Source organism: Actinomadura chibensis NBRC 106107 (assembly GCF_001552135.1).
Lineage (GTDB): Bacteria > Actinomycetota > Actinomycetes > Streptosporangiales > Streptosporangiaceae > Spirillospora > Spirillospora chibensis.
Genome location: NZ_BCQP01000028.1, coordinates 91,481 through 108,167 on the forward strand (window position 1 = coordinate 91,481; position 16,687 = coordinate 108,167).

At 73.6% G+C, this 16,687-nt stretch carries 14 protein-coding genes; 9 read left to right on the forward strand and 5 right to left on the reverse strand.

The features are described from left to right. Positions 1 to 57: 57 nt before the first annotated feature. Both ACH01S_RS16775 and ACH01S_RS16780 read left to right on the forward strand, forming a co-directional pair. A complete protein-coding gene (locus tag ACH01S_RS16775) occupies positions 58 to 1,659 on the forward strand; it encodes a phytoene desaturase family protein (protein WP_067892165.1) in 1,602 nt (533 codons plus the stop codon). 195 nt (positions 1,660 to 1,854) lie between these two features. Next, positions 1,855 to 3,318 carry a purine-cytosine permease family protein gene (locus tag ACH01S_RS16780; protein ID WP_067892167.1) on the forward strand — a complete coding sequence of 488 codons (1,464 nt, stop codon included), beginning with the start codon at positions 1,855 to 1,857 and terminating at the stop codon, positions 3,316 to 3,318. Between the two features lie 22 nt (positions 3,319 to 3,340). Here ACH01S_RS16780 and ACH01S_RS16785 read toward each other — a convergent pair whose 3' ends face one another. Further along, positions 3,341 to 4,267 (reverse strand): MerR family transcriptional regulator, encoded by a 927-nt coding sequence (locus ACH01S_RS16785; RefSeq protein ID WP_067892168.1) that lies wholly within the window; start codon positions 4,265 to 4,267, stop codon positions 3,341 to 3,343. A gap of 88 nt (positions 4,268 to 4,355) precedes the next feature. On the opposite strand from ACH01S_RS16785, the gene ACH01S_RS16790 reads away from it, so the two are divergent. From ACH01S_RS16790 to ACH01S_RS16815, 6 genes are read left to right on the forward strand one after another with little or no spacing between them, the layout of a single operon-like run. Further along, the gene (locus tag ACH01S_RS16790) at positions 4,356 to 5,180 is read left to right on the forward strand and encodes an alpha/beta fold hydrolase (protein ID WP_067892170.1); all 825 of its coding nucleotides are present in this window, start codon (positions 4,356 to 4,358) and stop codon (positions 5,178 to 5,180) included. An 11-nt stretch (positions 5,181 to 5,191) separates the two neighbouring features. Further along, positions 5,192 to 5,743, forward strand: a complete 552-nt coding sequence (locus ACH01S_RS16795) for a YybH family protein (protein WP_067892172.1) — start codon at positions 5,192 to 5,194, stop codon at positions 5,741 to 5,743. Then, positions 5,740 to 6,756, forward strand: coding sequence for an LLM class flavin-dependent oxidoreductase (locus ACH01S_RS16800; protein WP_067892174.1), 1,017 nt, complete (start codon positions 5,740 to 5,742; stop codon positions 6,754 to 6,756). The genes ACH01S_RS16795 and ACH01S_RS16800 overlap by 4 nt, the downstream gene beginning before the upstream one ends. Next, the gene (gene speB / locus ACH01S_RS16805) at positions 6,753 to 7,748 is read left to right on the forward strand and encodes an agmatinase (RefSeq protein ID WP_067892176.1); all 996 of its coding nucleotides are present in this window, start codon (positions 6,753 to 6,755) and stop codon (positions 7,746 to 7,748) included. Before ACH01S_RS16800 ends, speB begins: the two co-directional genes overlap by 4 nt. Then, on the forward strand, positions 7,745 to 8,632 hold the full coding sequence (locus ACH01S_RS16810) for a DUF1028 domain-containing protein (protein WP_067892178.1): 888 nt from the start codon (positions 7,745 to 7,747) through the stop codon (positions 8,630 to 8,632). The genes speB and ACH01S_RS16810 overlap by 4 nt, the downstream gene beginning before the upstream one ends. Then, a complete protein-coding gene (locus ACH01S_RS16815; RefSeq protein ID WP_067892180.1) occupies positions 8,629 to 9,798 on the forward strand; it encodes a M20 family metallopeptidase in 1,170 nt (389 codons plus the stop codon). Before ACH01S_RS16810 ends, ACH01S_RS16815 begins: the two co-directional genes overlap by 4 nt. An 11-nt stretch (positions 9,799 to 9,809) precedes the next feature. On the opposite strand, the gene ACH01S_RS16820 is transcribed toward ACH01S_RS16815, so the two are convergent. The 4 genes from ACH01S_RS16820 to ACH01S_RS16835 all read right to left on the reverse strand — a co-directional run bounded on the left by ACH01S_RS16820 (position 9,810) and on the right by ACH01S_RS16835 (position 15,962). After that, the gene (locus ACH01S_RS16820; protein WP_067892183.1) at positions 9,810 to 10,196 is read right to left on the reverse strand and encodes an STAS domain-containing protein; all 387 of its coding nucleotides are present in this window, start codon (positions 10,194 to 10,196) and stop codon (positions 9,810 to 9,812) included. After that, positions 10,186 to 10,587 (reverse strand): helix-turn-helix transcriptional regulator, encoded by a 402-nt coding sequence (locus ACH01S_RS16825; RefSeq protein ID WP_067892185.1) that lies wholly within the window; start codon positions 10,585 to 10,587, stop codon positions 10,186 to 10,188. Before ACH01S_RS16825 ends, ACH01S_RS16820 begins: the two co-directional genes overlap by 11 nt. Positions 10,588 to 10,813: 226 nt before the next feature. Beyond that, positions 10,814 to 12,460 (reverse strand): carboxylesterase/lipase family protein, encoded by a 1,647-nt coding sequence (locus ACH01S_RS16830; protein ID WP_218010284.1) that lies wholly within the window; start codon positions 12,458 to 12,460, stop codon positions 10,814 to 10,816. Positions 12,461 to 13,016: 556 nt separating this feature from the next. Further along, positions 13,017 to 15,962, reverse strand: a complete 2,946-nt coding sequence (locus ACH01S_RS16835; RefSeq protein ID WP_067892189.1) for a hypothetical protein — start codon at positions 15,960 to 15,962, stop codon at positions 13,017 to 13,019. 307 nt (positions 15,963 to 16,269) lie between these two features. Here ACH01S_RS16835 and ACH01S_RS16840 point away from each other — a divergent pair, with 307 nt between their 5' ends. Then, entirely contained in the window at positions 16,270 to 16,623 is a 354-nt protein-coding gene (locus tag ACH01S_RS16840) for a hypothetical protein (RefSeq protein WP_067892191.1), read from the forward strand. Positions 16,624 to 16,687: the final 64 nt, after the last annotated feature.

The following is a 16,687-nucleotide window of genomic DNA, read 5'->3' on the forward strand; positions in this document are numbered from 1 at the left end:
GACGGGCCGCTGACAGTCCCCGGCGCCGTGGGTACCTTCGTCGTGAAGGAGGCACCCATGGTGCGAAGCGACAGCGTTCCTCCCGCGGCGGCCTTCGACGCCGTCGTCATCGGCAGCGGCGTCAACGCCCTCGTCGCCGCCGCGCGGCTCGCGGGCGGCGGCTGGCGGGTCGCGGTGTGCGAGCGCGAGGACCGGCCCGGCGGCGCCATCCGCACCAGCCGGGACGTCTTCCCCGGCTACACCGTGGAACTGCTGTCGAGCTGGCACCCGCTGTTCGTCGGAGGCCCCGCCTACGCCGCCCTCGCCGACGAGCTCGCCCGGCGCGGCGTCGTCTACCGCAACACCGCCCGGCCCACCGGCGTCGCGTGCCGCGACGGGGCGGCCGTCCTGCCGACCGACCCGGACGCCCTCACCGCCGCGCTCGCCGATCTCGGCGACGCCGAGAACTGGGCGGCGATGATGACCGAGTTCGGCGGCAAGATCGACCTGGCGTTCGGCGTGCTCGGCGCCGACCTCTGGCGGCCCGGCGCGCTGCGGCTCGCGTGGCGGGCGCTGCGCCGCCTCGGCCGCCGCGGCCTGGTCGCCACCGGCGCGGAGGTCCTCGAACCCGCCCGGCCCTGGCTGGAGCGGACGTTCTCCTCGCCCGTCACCCGCGCCCTGCTCGCCCCCTGGGCCCTGCACGGCGGCCTCGGCCCCGACGACGCCGCCTCGGCGTTCATCACCAAGGTCATCGCCGCCGCCGTCGCCACCGGCGGCATGCCCGTCCCCGAGGGCGGCGGCGTCCGCCTCGTCGACGCCCTGGTCGGCATCGTCACCGACGCCGGCGGTGAACTCCTCACCGGCGCCGACGTCACCGGGATCGTCCTGGCCCAGGGCCGCGCCCGAGGCGTCCGGCTCGCCGACGGGCGCCTGCTGCGAGCGCGCCGCGCCGTCCTCGCCTCGGTCACCCCGCGCGCCCTCTACGAAGAACTCCTGGGCGACGGCGCTCCCGCTGATCGCCTTCGGGCGGCGCGGGCGTTCCGGCACGGCCGCGCCGCCATGCAGATCCATCTGGCCCTCTCCGAGCCGCCCCGTTGGAGCGACCTGTCCCTGGACGATGTCGCTCTCGTCCACGTCCTGGACGACCTGGACTCCCTGTCGGCGTCCGTGAACGCCGCCTGGCGCGGGGTGCTCCCCGAACGGCCGACCGTCGCCGTCGGCCAGCCCGCCACCGTCGACCCCGGACGCGTCCCCGAGGGCAAGGGCCTGCTCTGGCTCCAACTCCAGGAGCTGCCCCGGCGGGTCCGCGGCGACGCGGCGGGCGTCATCGACCCCGGCGACGGCGCCTGGACGCCGCGGCTCCGCGACGCCTACGCCGACCGGATCCTCAACGTCCTCCGCCCCCACATCACCAACCTGGACTCGGCCCTCACCGACCGCCTGGTGCTCGGCCCCGTCGAACTGGAGGAGATGAACGTCAACCTGGTCGGCGGCGACCCCTACGGCGGCGACTGCCGGATCGACCAGTACGCCCTGTGGCGGCCCCTGTCCTCGGCCACCGGCCACGCGACCGGCGTCCCGGGCCTGTGGCACATCGGCGCCTCCACCCACCCGGGCCCGGGCCTCGGCGGCGGCTCAGGCTTCCTCGTATCCGACCGCCTCCTCCCCACCCACCGCTGATCAACCCGGCGGCGGCGAACCGGCCCGCGACCTCATCGCACACTTAGCTGAAGGGGTGTCGGTCGGGCTCGGCGGGGGGCTTGTGCAGGTGGGGCGGGGGTGGGGTGGTGAAAAAAGGGGGTGTCGAGGTGGAGACAAGACCTACAAGAAGATTGTAAGTTGCTCTCCACGTGCCCGTTACCGAGAGGCCTGACCATGGAGAAGACCGCGAAGCACGCCGCGGTGGCGCTGCAACCGGAGACTCGGTCGATCGACTACGTCCCGCAGGCGGAGCGGCACGGCAAGCCCTGGCACCAGGCGCCGTTCTGGTTCACCGGCCAGTTCGTGCCGACGACGATGGTCGTGGGGTTCATCGGTCCGGTGATGGGGCTGTCGTTCCTCTGGTCGGTGGTCGCCACCGTTCTCGGCGTCCTGTTCGGGACCTGCTTCATGGCGTTCCACGCGAACCAGGGCCCGACCATGGGGCTTCCCCAGATGATCCAGTCCCGCGCCCAGTTCGGGACGCGCGGCGCGAGCCTCCCGATGATCGCCGTGATCGGCGTCTACCTGGGCTTCAGCTCGTTCGGGGTGCTGCTCGGATCGCAGACCCTGGCCGCGGACCTCGGCTGGTCGACGACCGGCTGGAGCCTCGTCATCGTCGTGCTGACCACGGCGCTGGCGATCTTCGGGTACGACCTCCTCCACCTCGTCCTCAGGTGGCTGCCGTACCTCGTCGTCCCGGTGTTCGCGGCCCTCACCGTCCTCGCGGTCGTGCACCTCGATCCGGCGCCCGCCGCGTCCGGCGGCGGCTTCTCGGTCTCCGGCTGGCTGGCGCAGTTCGCCGCGGCGACCGGCTACCAGCTCGGGTACGCGGTCTACGTCTCCGACTACTCCCGGTACCTCCCGGCCACGACCTCCCACCGCGCGGTGATCGGCTGGACCTACCTGGGCGCCGCGGCGTCCGCGCTGTGGCTGATGCCGCTCGGCAACCTGATCGCGTCGTCGGTCGAGGCGCCCGACGCGCTCGTCAACCTCCAGCAGGTCGGCGACTTCTGGTTCGACGGGTTCGGGCAGGCCGCCGTGCTGATCGTGCTGATCCCCGGCGTGATCGCGATCATGGGCGTCAACCTCTACGGCGCGATGCTCTCCTCGCTCAGCATCGTGCAGGGGTTCAAGCCGGACCTCGGGATCTCGTCCCGCAACCGGGTCCTCGGGATCGTCGCCGGGGCGGTCCTCGTGTTCTCGGTGTCGGAATGGCTGCCCGCGAAGTACCTCGGCAGCTTCAACGACTTCGTCCTCGTGGTGACGTACCTGCTGGTCCCGTGGACGGCCGTCAACCTCGTCGACTACTACTTCGTCCGGCGCGGGCACTACGCCGTGACCGAGATCTTCAGCCGGGACGGCATCTACGGCCGCTGGGCCTGGCGGGGCCTGAGCGCCTACCTCCTCGGCGTCGCCGCGCTCGCGCCGTTCGCGAGCACCGGCTTCTACAAGGGGCCCCTGCTCGACGACGTCGGCGGCGCGGACCTGGCGTTCATCGTCGGGCTCGTCGTCCCGGCGGTCGCCTACTTCGCGATCTCCCGGGGGTTCGACCCGCGGACCGAGGCGGACGCGGCCGCGCGGAGCCGGTACGAACTCGACGGCGCCACCGCGGTCGCCCGCGGTTCCGGAGCGTCCTGACACCGCGCCCGGCGGGGACGGTTCAGTCCGATCCCGGCGCCACCCCGGAGGCGGCCTTGACGATCCTGCGGGTCACCGGGTCGGCCCAGGCCCGTGAAGGCAGCACCTCGACCCACAGCGCCCGGGCCGGAGCGGAGCCCTCGTTGCTCCAGGACAGGTACGTCCGCGCCGGGACGGTGATCGAGTCGCCCGTGCCGACGTGCTCGACCGCGCCGACCTCGTGATGGTCGGCGAGGCCGCCCCCGAGCTGGAACCGGATGGCGCCCTCCAGGACGTGCGCGAACGTCTCGCCGGGACGGGCGTAGGGGCCGCCGCTGGAGCCTCCGGGGGAGACGGTCAGCATCGCCGCCTCCAGGTCGTGTCCCGGGTAGGCGAGTTCCTCCCAGGTGGCGCCGTTCTCCAGTTGCACCTGGGTGCGGTCGCCGAGCCGCATGACCGTCGGGTCGAGCTGCTTGAAATCGGCCAGGCCGCTCATCGGGACGCCCAGGGCGTCCGTCAGGCGGGCCACCAGCTGGGTGGACGGACGGTCCAGTCCGCGTTCGATCGACGACAGGTGCGACGGGGACGTCCCGGCCAGGGCGGCGAGGTTGACCAGGGAGAGCCCCCGGGCGCGGCGGGCGCGCCTCAGCCGCTCGCCGTCGGCGTGGCGTTCGCGCTCCGGCTCGCCGCCGCCGTTCCCGGTCCCATTCCCGTTCCCGTTGGCGCCGCCGTTGCCGTCGTCGCCGTCGCCCTCGCCTTCGAGTGAGGTCTTGATGGCCGCCGGGTTCCACCCGTGCCGCTGGCGCAGATCGGCGATCCGGCGCGCGCGCCGCACGTGGGCGGGCCCGTAGCGGCGCTGGCCGCCCTCCGTCCGGTGCGGGACGAGGAGCTCCTGCTTCTCCCATACGCGCAGCGTCTGCGGGCTCACGCCGATCTCGGCGGCCACGTCACCGATCGTGCGCCCGTCCACGTCCCCCACCTTAAAGGCTCCCGGCCCCCGAAGGCCGCCGAGTGGGCGTCCTGGACAGAACTTACAAGAAGATTGTAGGTTTGCGTCCATGGTCATGCGACAGGCGGGTCAGGGCGTTGAGCGCGTCCGGACCCGCGACGGGCTCTCGGCGCTCGTGCGGCGGCCCGAGCCCCCGCGGGCGGCGGCGGCCGTGCTCTTCGTCCACCCCGCGAACCTCCAAGGCTCGATATGGCTGCCGGTCATCGCCCGCCTTCCGGCGGACTGGGCGTGCGCCGCCATCGACCTGCCGGGGCACGGCCACTCGCCCAGGCACGACGCCTACAGCGTCGAGTCCTGGTCCGCGTCGTGCTCGCGGCTGCTCGACCACCTCGGCTGGACGAGCGTCCACCTGGTCGGCGCGTCCGTCGGAGCGCCCATCGCCGCGGCCCTCGCCGCGCAGCACCCCGAGCGGGCCGACGGCCTCATCACCGTGGGCGGCGCGTGCCTGCCCGCGAGCGCGGCGGAGACGCGGGCGTTCCTGACGGCGCTGGCCGAACTCGGCGCGCGGGCCCTGCTGGAAAGCCTGGTCGCCGACGAGTCCGGCCCGGCCGCCGCCGAAACGGCTGGCGCGGGCTCCGCCGTGGAGGTCAGCGACAACCCGTCCGCGCAGGTGGCGGCCATCTGGCGAGCGGCGGCCGGGGCGTACGCCATGAGATACGCCGACCGCGTCGGCTGCCCGGTCCTCGCGATCGTCGGGGACCGGGACGAGAGCTGCCCGCCCGGGGACTCCCGCGCCTTCGCCGAGGCGACCGGCGGGCGGCTGGAGGTCCTGCGGGGGCAGGGCCACCTTCCGATGAGCGGCGCCCCGGCGGCCGTCGCCTCCCTGATCCACCGCCACGTCATGAATCGCGCCCACCGCGGCGACGCGCCCTGAAGGGAACTGGAATGAGTGACACCCCGTCCGTCCGGCGGACAGCTCCGCAGGCGGACATCGACCGGATCCTGCACCTCCACCGCGAGTGGTGGCAGGCCAACCTGGACTGGGACATCCCCCGCATGAGGCGCGTCTTCCCCGAGCCCGGCGACGAGTACCTGATGTTCAACTTCAACGGGCACCCCTACTTCGGCATGAAGGAGAAGGTCGCCCTCTGGGAGTTCTACAAGGACCTCGGAAGCCAGTCCGGCATCGAGACCACGATCATGCGGCTGGAGATCAAGGGCGACATGGCCTGGCTCGCCTGCGAGTTCACCCTCGCCTCGGAGATGGCGGACGGCGGCGAGTGGACCGCCGACGCCGTCGACGCCCCGGCCGGCCGCGCCACCGAGGTCTACCAGCGCGACGACGGCTCCGGCGGCGCCGAGTGGCGGATGTGGCACACCCACATCACCGCCCTGCCGGACCTCGCGGAGGAGCGTCCCGGCCTGGGCGGCTCCACGAACGGCCGCGGGCTCGGCGCGGTGCCGTGGACGCCGCTGCCCGAGGGGGTCGGGGAATGACCGCGACGCCCGCTCCGCGGCTCGGCGTCGTATTGGGCAGCGCCCAGCCGCCGGGCGAGATCGTCGCCGCTGCGCGGGCCGCCGAGCGCGGCGGCTTCGACGAGATCTGGGTCGGCGAGGACTACTTCTTCACCGGCGCGATCGCCGCGGCCGGGGCGGTGCTCGCGCACACGTCGCTGCCCGTCGGCATCGGCATCGTGCCGACCGCGTCCCGGCATCCGGCGCTGCTGGCGATGGAGCTGGCCACGCTCGCCGGGATCTATCCCGGCCGGCTCACCGCCGGGGTCGGCGTCGGCGTCCCGGACTGGCTCGACCAGATGGGCGTCCGGCCCGCGAAGCCGCTCACCTCGATCAAGGACGTGGTGGCCGCGCTGCGCACGCTCTTCGCCGGGGAGACGCTCGACCTCAAGGACGCCTCCTTCGTCGCGGAGGGGATCCGGCTTGAGCACCCGCCCGCGCGTCCGCCCGCCGTCTTCGCCGGGGTCGGCGGCCCGAAGGCCCTGAGCACCGCCGGACGGATCGCGGACGGCGCGGTCCTCTCGGTGCTCGCCGGGGACGACTACGTGCGCTGGGCCGCCGAGCGCGTCGCGACCGGCGCCCCCGCCCCGGACTTCGGCCTCGTCACCTACGCCTTCGTCAGCATGGACGACGACCCCGCCGCCGCGCGGCGGCGGCTGCGCGGGCTCTTCGGGATCTACCTGCTGTCCGGTCCGCGCAACCCGATGACCGAGGCCCACGGCATCGCCGCCGAGGCCGAGCGGCTCGCCGCGCTGCCCTTCGAGGACGCCGTCGCGCGGATCCCCGACGCCTGGCTCGACGAGCTCGCCGTCGTCGGCACCCCGGCGGACTGCGCGGCGCGGATCGAGGCCCTCGCCGCGGCCGGGTCCACCTCGATCGCCCTCTGCCCCGTCCCCGACGAGGACGGCGGCACCGCGCAGCTCGAATACCTGGCGGACGAGCTGCTGCCCCGGGTGCGGTCCGGCGCGGCCGCGTCGAACGGGAGGCCGTCATGACCGGCGACGCCCCCGAGCGGGCATCGGCCGCGCGGACGGCCGAACCGCGCGGACCCGTGGACGCCACCCGGATCCCCCGTTTCGCCGGGCCGGAGACCTTCGCGCGGCTGCCCGCCCTGGACGAGGTCGCGAGAGCGGACGTGGCGATCCTCGGGGTGCCGTTCGACAGCGGGGTCAGCTACCGTCCCGGAGCCCGTTTCGGCCCCCGGCACGTGCGCGGGTCGTCCAAGCTGCTCCGCCCCTACAACCCGGTGCAGGACATCGAGCCGTTCGCGCGGCAGCAGGTGGCCGACGCCGGGGACGTCGCCTGCAACCCGTTCGACATCGACGAGGCGCTCGGCCAGATCGAGCGCGGCGCCCGGCGGGTGCTGGAGTCCGCCGGGCGGCTGGTCACGATCGGCGGCGACCACACCATCGCCCTGCCGCTGCTCCGGGTCGCCCACGAGCGCCACGGCGAGGTGGCCGTCGTCCATTTCGACGCGCACCTGGACACCTGGGACACCTACTTCGGCGCGTCCCGCACGCACGGCACGCCGTTCCGGCGGGCCAGCGAGGAAGGGCTGATCGACAGGACGGCTTCGATGCACATCGGAACCCGCGGCCCGCTCTACGGCGCCGAGGACCTGTCGGCGGACGAGGTGCTCGGCTTCCGGGTGCTCGGCTCGCACCTGCTCGACGACCTCGGCCCGTCCGGCGTGATCGAGGAGATGCGCCGCCGGGTCGGGGACAGGCCGGTGTACGTCTCGATCGACATCGACGTCCTGGACCCGGCGTTCGCGCCCGGCACCGGGACCCCGGAGGCGGGCGGGATGACCAGCCGGGAGCTGCTCGCCGTCCTGCGCGCCCTCGCCGACCTCGACCTGGTCGGCGCGGACGTCGTCGAGGTGGCGCCCGCCTACGACCACGCCGAGGTGACGGGGATCGCCGCCGCGCACGCCGTCTACGAACTGGTCAGCGCCATGGCGCCGCGCGACGGGGGAGGACGGCCGTGACCTTCTCGATCATCGGGATGGACCCCGCGACGGGGCACCTCGGGTTCGCCTCGCAGTCGCACTTCTTCGGCGTCGGCGCGGTGGTGGGACGTGCCGAGGCGGGCGTCGGGGCGGTGGTCAGCCAGGCGTTCGCGAACACCGACTGGCCGCACCTCGGCCTCGACGGGCTGCGCGCCGGACAGGCCCCAGCGGAGATCGTCGCGGAGCTGGTCGCGGCCGACCCGCTGGCCGACTACCGGCAGCTGCTCGTGATGGACGCGGCCGGGGAGCACGCCGCGCACACCGGCGGCCGGTGCGCTCCGGAGACCGGCGGCGCCGCCGGTCCGGACGTCATCGCGGCGGGCAACATGCTCGCCGCCGGCGACGTGGCCGACGCGATGGTCGCCGCCGCGGCGGAGGCGTCCGCCCCGCTCGCCCACCGCCTGGTCCGGGCGCTGGCGGCGGCGGAGGCGGCCGGCGGCGACGCGCGCGGCTCGCAGTCCGCGTGCGTCACCGTGGTCGGCGGCGAGCGGTCGGCGACCCCGTGGCGCGAGGTGCTCGTCGACGTCCGCGTCGACGACCACCCGGACCCGGTCGGCGAACTGGCGCGGCTGCTGCCCGTCCAGGAGGCGTTCGGCGTGGTCGGCGCGACGCTGTTCGCGCCGCCGCTGGTGATCGGCGACCCGACCGGCATCGAGGACGGCGCCGAGGCGGCGACCGCGGCGCTGGCCGGGGCCGCGGGCAAGCTCGGCGCGAACCGCGAGGCCGACCTCTGGCGGGCGGTGGTGCTGATCCGCTCCGGCGCCGCCGAGGAAGGGGCGCGGCTGCTGGACGAGCTGACCGCGGCCCGTCCCGCCCTGGCCGGGTTCGTCGCCGGCCTCGCCCGGGTCGGCATCCTGCCGTGAGCGCGCCGGAGGAGTACGTGTCCACCGAGCGGGTGGTGGAGACAACCAGGGCGCTGGTGCGCTGCGACTCCCAGAACCCGCCCGGCCGGGAGGCGGCGGTGGCGGCGACCGCGACCGCGCTGCTCGCCGAGCGCGGCTGTGCCGTCGAGCTCTTCGAGCCCGAGCCGGGCCGTCCCTCGGTGCTCGGACGCTACGCCGCGGACTCCGCGCCCGGAGCGCCGACCCTGCTGGTCAACGGCCACCTGGACGTCGTCCCGGTCGCCGTGGACGCCTGGACCAGGCCGCCGTTCGACGCGGTGCGCGAGGGCGACCGGCTCTACGGCCGCGGCGCCGCCGACATGAAGGGCGGCATCGCCGCCGCCCTGGAAGGGTTGAGCGCCTGCCGGGACGCGGGCGTGCCGGTGCCGTCCCGCCTGCTGTTCCACCTGGTCGCCGACGAGGAGACCGGTGGCAGGCACGGCACCGAGGCGCTGGTGGACGCGGGGCTGGTCGACGCGGACGCCTGCCTGATCCCCGAGCCGACCGGGCTGCGGGCCTCGATCGCCGAGCGCGGCTCGGTGCAGGTCCGGGTGCGGGTCCGCGGCGCCGCCGGGCACGGCTCCGAGCCGGGCGCCGGACGGTCGGCCATCGCCGACGCCGCCGCGATGATCACGGCGCTGCACGGGACGGCCTACCACGAGCGCCCGCATCCGCTGCTCGGCAGCCCGTCCGGCAACGTCGCGCTCATCGACGGCGGGGTCGCCGCCAACGTGATCGCGCCGCACTGCGCGTTCGTGATCGACCGGCGCACGCTGCCGGGGGAGAGCGCCGCCGACGTGCTCGCCGGGCTGCGGACGAGGATCGACGCGGCCTGCCCCGGCGCCGACTACGAGATGGAGGCGCTGGTCGAGGTGGAGGCATCGGAACTGCGCGCGGACCACCCGTTCGCCCGCTTCGTCGCGGCATCCGCGAACACCGTCCCGACCGGCCTGTCGCTGGGGACCGACGGCCGGTTCCTGCGCAACCGGCTCGGCATCCCCACGGTCGTCTACGGGCCCGGCGCGATCGCCCAGGCGCACACCGCCGACGAGTGGGTCAGCGTCGCCGAGCTGACCGCGGCCGCCCGGGCCTTCGCGCGCGTCTTCGCCACGTTCGGCCGTGACGACGCGGGCCCCCGCCTGCCCTGACCGGCGCGCGGTCAGGCCAGGTCCGGGGAGGGGCGGCGGGAGCCGTTCTCCAGCCAGCGCACGGCCGTTTCGAGGTCGGGCTGCAGGTAGACGCCGAAGTCCAGGCCGGTCATGGTGAAGACGCGGTGGACGCGCTCCTGCAGCCCGGCGGCGACCAGGCTGATCCCGCATGTGTGGGCGCGCTGGTAGGCGCGGGCGAAGCAGTTCAGGCCACTGGAGTCGCAGAACTCGACCTGGGCCATGTCCACGATCACCGCCAGCCGGGTCGCGGCGATGGCCTGCTCCAGCCGCGCGGCGAGGACGGGGTGGGTGTGGTAGTCGATCGATCCGGAAGCGCTGACCAGCGCGTACCCGGCCAGGTCGGACACCTGGACGGTCAGTTCGGGCTCAGCGGCCACCGGGGTCTCCCTCTGCGGAGTCGAAGGGGGATTGCGGGACGGCAGGGCCGTCGGGGGGCCCGCCCGGGCCGGTGGGGTCGCGGTCGGCGGTCCGCGCCTCGTCGTGGTCGGTGAACAGGGTGATGAGCGCGTCCACGCGCTGGTCGGCCTCGGTGGGGTGGCGGAACGGCCGGTCGGAGTCGACGGTGTAGGTGTTGCGGCGGCCGACGCGGTGGCGGGTCAGGTACCCGGCATCGACGAGGTCGTTCGTGATCAGCTGCGCGGCGCGTTCGGTGATGCCGATGCCGGTGGAGATGTCCCGGATGCGGATCTCCGGGTCGCGGGCGATGGCGATCAGCACGCGGGCGTGATTGGTCAGGAAGGTCCAGCCTCTTCCGTCAGGGGACTCCATGCGGACCCCCCTCCGGAGCCGCGCGACACGGAAATCGCGAACAAAGTTTCAGGTAATAAACTGCATCTGTATGGAGGGTAGCGCGCCCGCGCGCAGCCCGCACTAGCTGGGCCGCAGGACTTCCGGGGACTGGGCCGTTCGTCACCTCCAGGACTCTCCGGCGCGGCCGTGAACGCGCTGCGGTCCGGGCGCGGCGTGGGGGCCGCGCCCGGACCGGGTCAGTGGGTCAGTGGTTGTACGGGGTGAGCTTGTTCCAGAAGTCGCAGTGGTGCTGGCGTGCGATCTCCCGGGTCAGCTGGCTGTCGCCCGCCGGGGCCAGGGCCATGACGTCCGGGTTCTGGCGGGTGAAGCGCGGCCACAGGGGCGCGCCCGGCACGGTCGGGTCGCCGGTGCGGGCGAATCCCGTCCACTGGGCCGTGATCTGCGCGCCGAACGCCTGCTGGTTGGGCGTGAACTGCTGCCCAGGGCGGGGCGACAGGAACTGGTTCAGCAGGACGTGGAACGCGCCGTTCGGCTTGGTCTGGTCGAGGAAGCTCGCCGGCGGAGCGTCGGAGTTGTCGGACTGGTAGCCGTACACGGTGATGTAGCGGGACATCCGCTGGTGGTTGAGCAGGGACGGGCAGACGGAGTTGGAGTCGGCCGCGATCGTCCGGTAGGCGATGAACGCCGCGGGCGCGGGGAAGCGGTCCAGCGGGTAAAGGGCGAACACCTTGGACGCGTACCGTCCGTACTGCTGCTGGACGAGCCTGCTGTAGTCGGCGGGCGTGTTGGCGGAGGCGAGCTGGGTCTCGTCGCGGTCCACGCCGTGCATGAGCGTCACCTTGTTGATGTGGCCGGTGACGAACGCCTTCGCCGGGGACATGGTCAGGGTCTTGCCGTCGACGATCGGCGCCATCGTGCCCTGGTCGGGGCCCATCCCGTCGCCGGACTTGTCGAGCAGCGTCTGCACCGGCACCCGGCGCAGGCAGGCGGCGGTGTCGGCGGCGTCGCCGCAGCCGACGGCGGCGGCGAACCGGGCGCCGGTCCGGTGCGCCTCTTCCGCGGTGGGCAGTTCGGACTTGCAGTCCTGCGGCTGCCAGGACGTGTTCGTGCCGAGCAGCGAGTTGTACTCCCCGCTTTGCGCGATCCCCTTCTGGAACAGTCCCTTCGCGGTGGGGGAGACGGCGTTCGCGCACACGCTCGACCCGCCCGCGGACGCACCGTAAATGGTCACATTGTGCGGGTCGCCGCCGAATGCCGCGATGTTCTTCTGCACCCAGCGCAGCGCCGCCTGCTGGTCCTGGAACGCGTAGTTGCCCGAGTGGCGGCCCAGGTCCTTGTGCGCCATGAAGCCGAAGATGCCGAGCCGGTAATGCACTTCCACCGAGATGACGTCGCCGGACCGGACGAGGTGGCTCCCGTCGGCCGGGGTGCCGAACCTGAACCCGCCGCCGTGGATCTGGACCATGACCGGCAGCCGTTTCGCACCGGCGTTCGCGGGCGCCCTGACGTTCAGGTTCAGGCAGTCCTCGTTGGTCGATCCGGCGCCGAGCCCGTCCGCCTGCGGGCAGTTGCTGCCCTTCTCGGTGGCGGGGAACGTCGAGTTCCAGGCGGGTGCGGGCTCGGGCGGCGCCCAGCGCAGCCTGCCGACGGGCGGGGCGGCGTACCGGATCCCGAGCCAGGAGGCGACGCCGTCGGAGACCGTCCCGCACACGGCTCCCTTGTCGGTGCGCACGGTCGTGCCGGGCGCGCAGTCGGTCGCTTTGGAAAGTGTCGTGGACGGGGAGACCGGGGTCGCGGACGCCGGGGCGGTGAACATCATCGCCGCGGCCGCGGCGGCGGCGATGACGGGCCATCGGAGTTTCTTCGGCTCCATGCCGACCTTCTCTCTCACGCGGGGGATCGGACGGCGCCCACACGGGAATGGAGGCGCCATGGTCGCGGGGAAGACGGCCACACCGCCGAAGACACGGCGCTGCGCACCGCCGCTTTACGCGGCAATGGGCAGGCCCTATTTCCGGCAATGCGCATCGCCGCGGAATACGGCGGTGCGCCGGACGTTCCCGTCCGGGCGTGTGGTGTGGCGAGGGGTCAGGGATCTGTTTCCGGGGCCGGTGGCGGCAGGAGCGCCCTCACTTCTGCCGAATGACGTGCATACACATCGCGATCGCAGGTGAACCGAAGATTAAAATGGCGTTTTAGGGGCGGAAAGGGCCAAGTGCCGTCGCGTTCGCCCAGTGGCCGCGATCGAGCGACGACGGGGGCGGGTGATCGGTGAGCGGTCGGATCCCTGCGCTCAACGGTCGTTTTGCGGCAAACCTCCGCTTTCGGGCGCGGCTAACCCGACAGAGCGCAACAATATTCACAAAACGTGCAGTTCGCCGCGCGTCCCCGACCGTTCAACGCAGCGGCCGAAGCCCGACGCGCAGGCCCGCCCGCCCGACTGACGTCTAGACGGCGTCGCCGTGGGTTCGCCACCAGTCGGCCGCCGCGTCCGTGGCGAGGCCGGTGACCCAGAGGTCGGCCGGGTCGTCGGGCAGGAGGCGTTCCCGCACCGCGTCCCGCATGGGAAAGGAGATGGTGGCGCCGGTCGTGGGAATGTCGTCGCCCAGGACCTCGGCGGGGAACCGGCACACCGCGACGGCGTCCGCCACCGTGAAGCCCGCGCGTTCCGCCAGGTCGCGGACGGTGGCGGCGGCGTCGATCGGCGCGGGGCCGCGCTCGGCCAGCGACCGGAGGAGCCGGACGACCCGGTCGGCGCCGCCCCAGCAGGGAACGGGCGCGCGGGCCGCTCGCCAGCCGGGCGGCCCGACCGGGCCGAACGTCCCGCCGGGCGCGTACTCCACGGCCGTCGCGGTCCTGTTGTGCCGCTGGTAGTCCATGATCAGCAGGGTGCCGTCGGGGGTGCGCCAGAGCTGTCCGGGCGCCGTCATCTCCAGTTCCTTGTCGACCAGTTGGCGCTCGGCGTTGGACTGGCCGTCGCCATCCGCCGGAGTGAGGCGCAGTATCCGGCAGGCCGCCGCGCCGTCGCCGATGGGGGCGTTGGCCCAGAGGCGCAGGACGTCGAGGGCGCCTTCGCGCTGCGCGTCGGACGTCCACGGCAGGACGGCCGGGAGCGCGTGGCCCGCCAGGGTGTCCATGCCCATGCCCACGTGGCCGCCGGGCGGCAGGGAGACCGTGCGGACGAGGTAGGGCTCGGCGGCCGCGGGCTCGCCGGTCGCCGCCGATTCCAGCGCGCGGGCCAGTAGCCGTTGGCGCACGAGCCACCTGGTCCGCGCCGTGGTGCGCGCGAAGGGCAGGCCGGGCGCCGGGGTGACCAGCGCGGGCAGCGCCGGGGGCTGTGGACGGCCGATCCGGTCGCGCACCTCGACGGCCAGCAGCAGGCACTCGACGGCCGCGCGGGCCGCTTCGAGGACGCCGTCGCGCAGGGCGGGCGCGGACACCTCCGGCAGGACGGCGCGCAGCGCGTCGGCGGCCGCGCCAGGTCCGGTCAGCGTCGCCTCCAGCAGGCGCGCCGCCCGCTCGCGGTCGAGGCGCCGCAGCGCCGCCGACCCGTCCGGGTCGACCGGGGCGCGCCGCGCCCACCAGCCGGGCGGCGGGACCAGGCCGCCCTTCGTCCGCATGACGGGGGAGAAGAGCAGCCGGGCCGTCCGGGTCCCGTCCGGGGCGGTGACGGTGATCGCGCCGCGGCTCAACCGGACCTCGCTCGGCTCGGCGGCGCCCGGGAACGTCACCCCGGCGGTTCCGGGCGCCTCGGGCCGCGCGGTGGCGGTGTCGGGATCCAGGGTCAGCGCGACGGTCTCGCCTGTCCGCCCGTCGACCCGGAACGTCTGCCAGACGCCGTTCCGGATTCGCGACAGGAGGCCGGCGCCGCCGTCATACCAGGGCAGCAGCCCGTCCGGCAGTTGGGGAAGGCGCACCGACAATTCGTCGTCGCCGGTGACGGACGCGTACGCGTGCCAGGACCGTTCCGTAATGGTGAGGTATCCGAGGTGCTGGATTATCGTCCGGCCTGACTTCGGGGATTTGTGCGGCATTCCATCGGCGGGCACGGCCAGTTCGGCGGGAATGCCTCCGCGCAGGGCCGACAGCAGTGCGTCCACGGGATCGGCGGGTTCGAGCCCTTCGGCGAGGCTCGGCACCAGGTCGAGAAGACGGCCGGGGCCGGTGAGCCGCGCCAACCGGTGCAGGGCGCCGTGCAGGAAGGGAAGGTCCCGGCGGCCCGCGTCGGCCTTCCAGGCGTCGACGGCTTCGCTCAGCACCTCGCGGGTCTCCGCCTCGCTCCACAGCGCCTTGACCGTGGCCGCGTAGTCGACGTTGCCGAAATAGCCCATGTCGCGGACGAACGCGTCCAGCAGACAGGCGAAACGCTCGCGCTCTTCGGGACCGGACGCCACGTCCGCGGCCTGCCGCCCCACGTCGAAGGACGCTTCCCACCAGCGGGGCGAATCGGTTGTCAGCTCCCCCTGGGGAATGATGTGCCGGTAGTCGGGAGGCGGGATCGCGGGGTCCGTCTCCTCACCGGAAATCACCTCGGACTCCGGAAACAGCCGGTCCCCGGCCTGGTCGACGAGCTTCAGCAGGACGGCCGCCGCGCAACCGCGTCCCGCGGTGCCGAACCACCGCGCCGACAGGTGCGTGCCCGCCCCGCTCTCGGCCAGGGACTCCAGCCACATCTGCCGGATCTCCTCGGCCACCTCCTCGCCGCTCTCCGCTTCATGCCGGGCGCGGTCGGGCTCGGCGGCGATCAGCAGCTTCATCAGGTCGTCGTCGCGTCCGGCCAGCGCGGCGAGCGGCTCCCGGGCGGCCGCCCAGACCTGGTGGGACGCGACCGGCAGGAGCCCGGCGCGCAGCAGCCGCTCGGCCAGGAACTCCTCCGCGTCCCGCTTCTTGATCTTCGCGGCGCGGGCCAGCGCGCGCAGGTCGGGGAAGATCCGGGCGTACGGGATGAGCCCGGCGTCGAATCCCGCGCAGATCACCTCGCGGAAGCGGGCGTACGCCTCCCCGCCCGGCAGCTCCGCGGCGAGCGTCTTGGCGTAGTCGCGCAGCGCGGCGGGGCCGACGCCGCCCGCGGGCACCAGTTCGAGGAAGACCTCCTGGACCCGGTCGAGGTCGCGTAGCGCGGGATGGTTCTTCTCGACCTTGCGCGCCTGCCCGAACGCCCAGTACGCGAGCTCGCCCTCGCCCGCCCGCGCCAGCTCCCGGCAGGCGTGCTCGAAGAACGGCGCCAGCTCGGCGGCGGGCAGCGGGGCCGCGGCCCTGGTCAGCATCTTCTTGGCGCCCGTGGGCCCGGCGGCGGTGAGGTCCGCCACCGCCGGCAACTGCGGAAACTGAGTCATCGCGTCCTTCGCCTCGGTCTTCTCCACGACCATGAAACCCTGCGACGGCCCGTCCATGTGATCGGTTCCGCATCACCCGGACCGCATGCGGAGGGCCCTCGCTGTCGCGAGGGTGAAATCGAAGGCGCGAAAGACCGCCTTTCCGATCCCGTCAACGCCTTTGCGGCAGAGCGCAAGGACGTGGAGGCCCCGCTCGATTAGGGCGATGCTCGGAGCGTCCCGGGGGCCGGTCAGATGAATTCATCACCGTGAAGCCTCCAGAAGGACCGAAAAAGGAAAGATCGGGGTGGACGTGATAATGACGGATCGACTTTTCCGGCGCGTTCAGAAGAGCGCCACGGTGCTAGCGATCAGTGCCGCCGCCATGGCATCGACCGGAGCGACGGCCGCGCACGCGGCGGCGTTCGCCGAGGGCTCCGACCACCGGGCGATCGCGGGCACGGGCGCGTGCACCACCGGCAGGTTCTGCCTGTGGGGCGACCGCAACTACGACCCGCCGCTGGTGGCGCGGATCCCTCCCGTCCCGGGCGGGCAGTACGTCGTGCTGGAGTACGCCGCCTTCTCGGGCTACAACGCCACAAACCAGGGCCAGTACGTCTACGAGGCGTACGACGCGAACGACTGCGCGGGCGCGCGCGCCTACATCCCGCCCTACACGCACTTCCGCGACATCACCACCTCCGGCCTGGACAGGATCAGCTGCGTCACACATTCGTGACGCCCGCGGACCTCGTCCCACCGACGACGGCCGGGCCGAACACTCGCGCAGTGCTCGGCCCGGC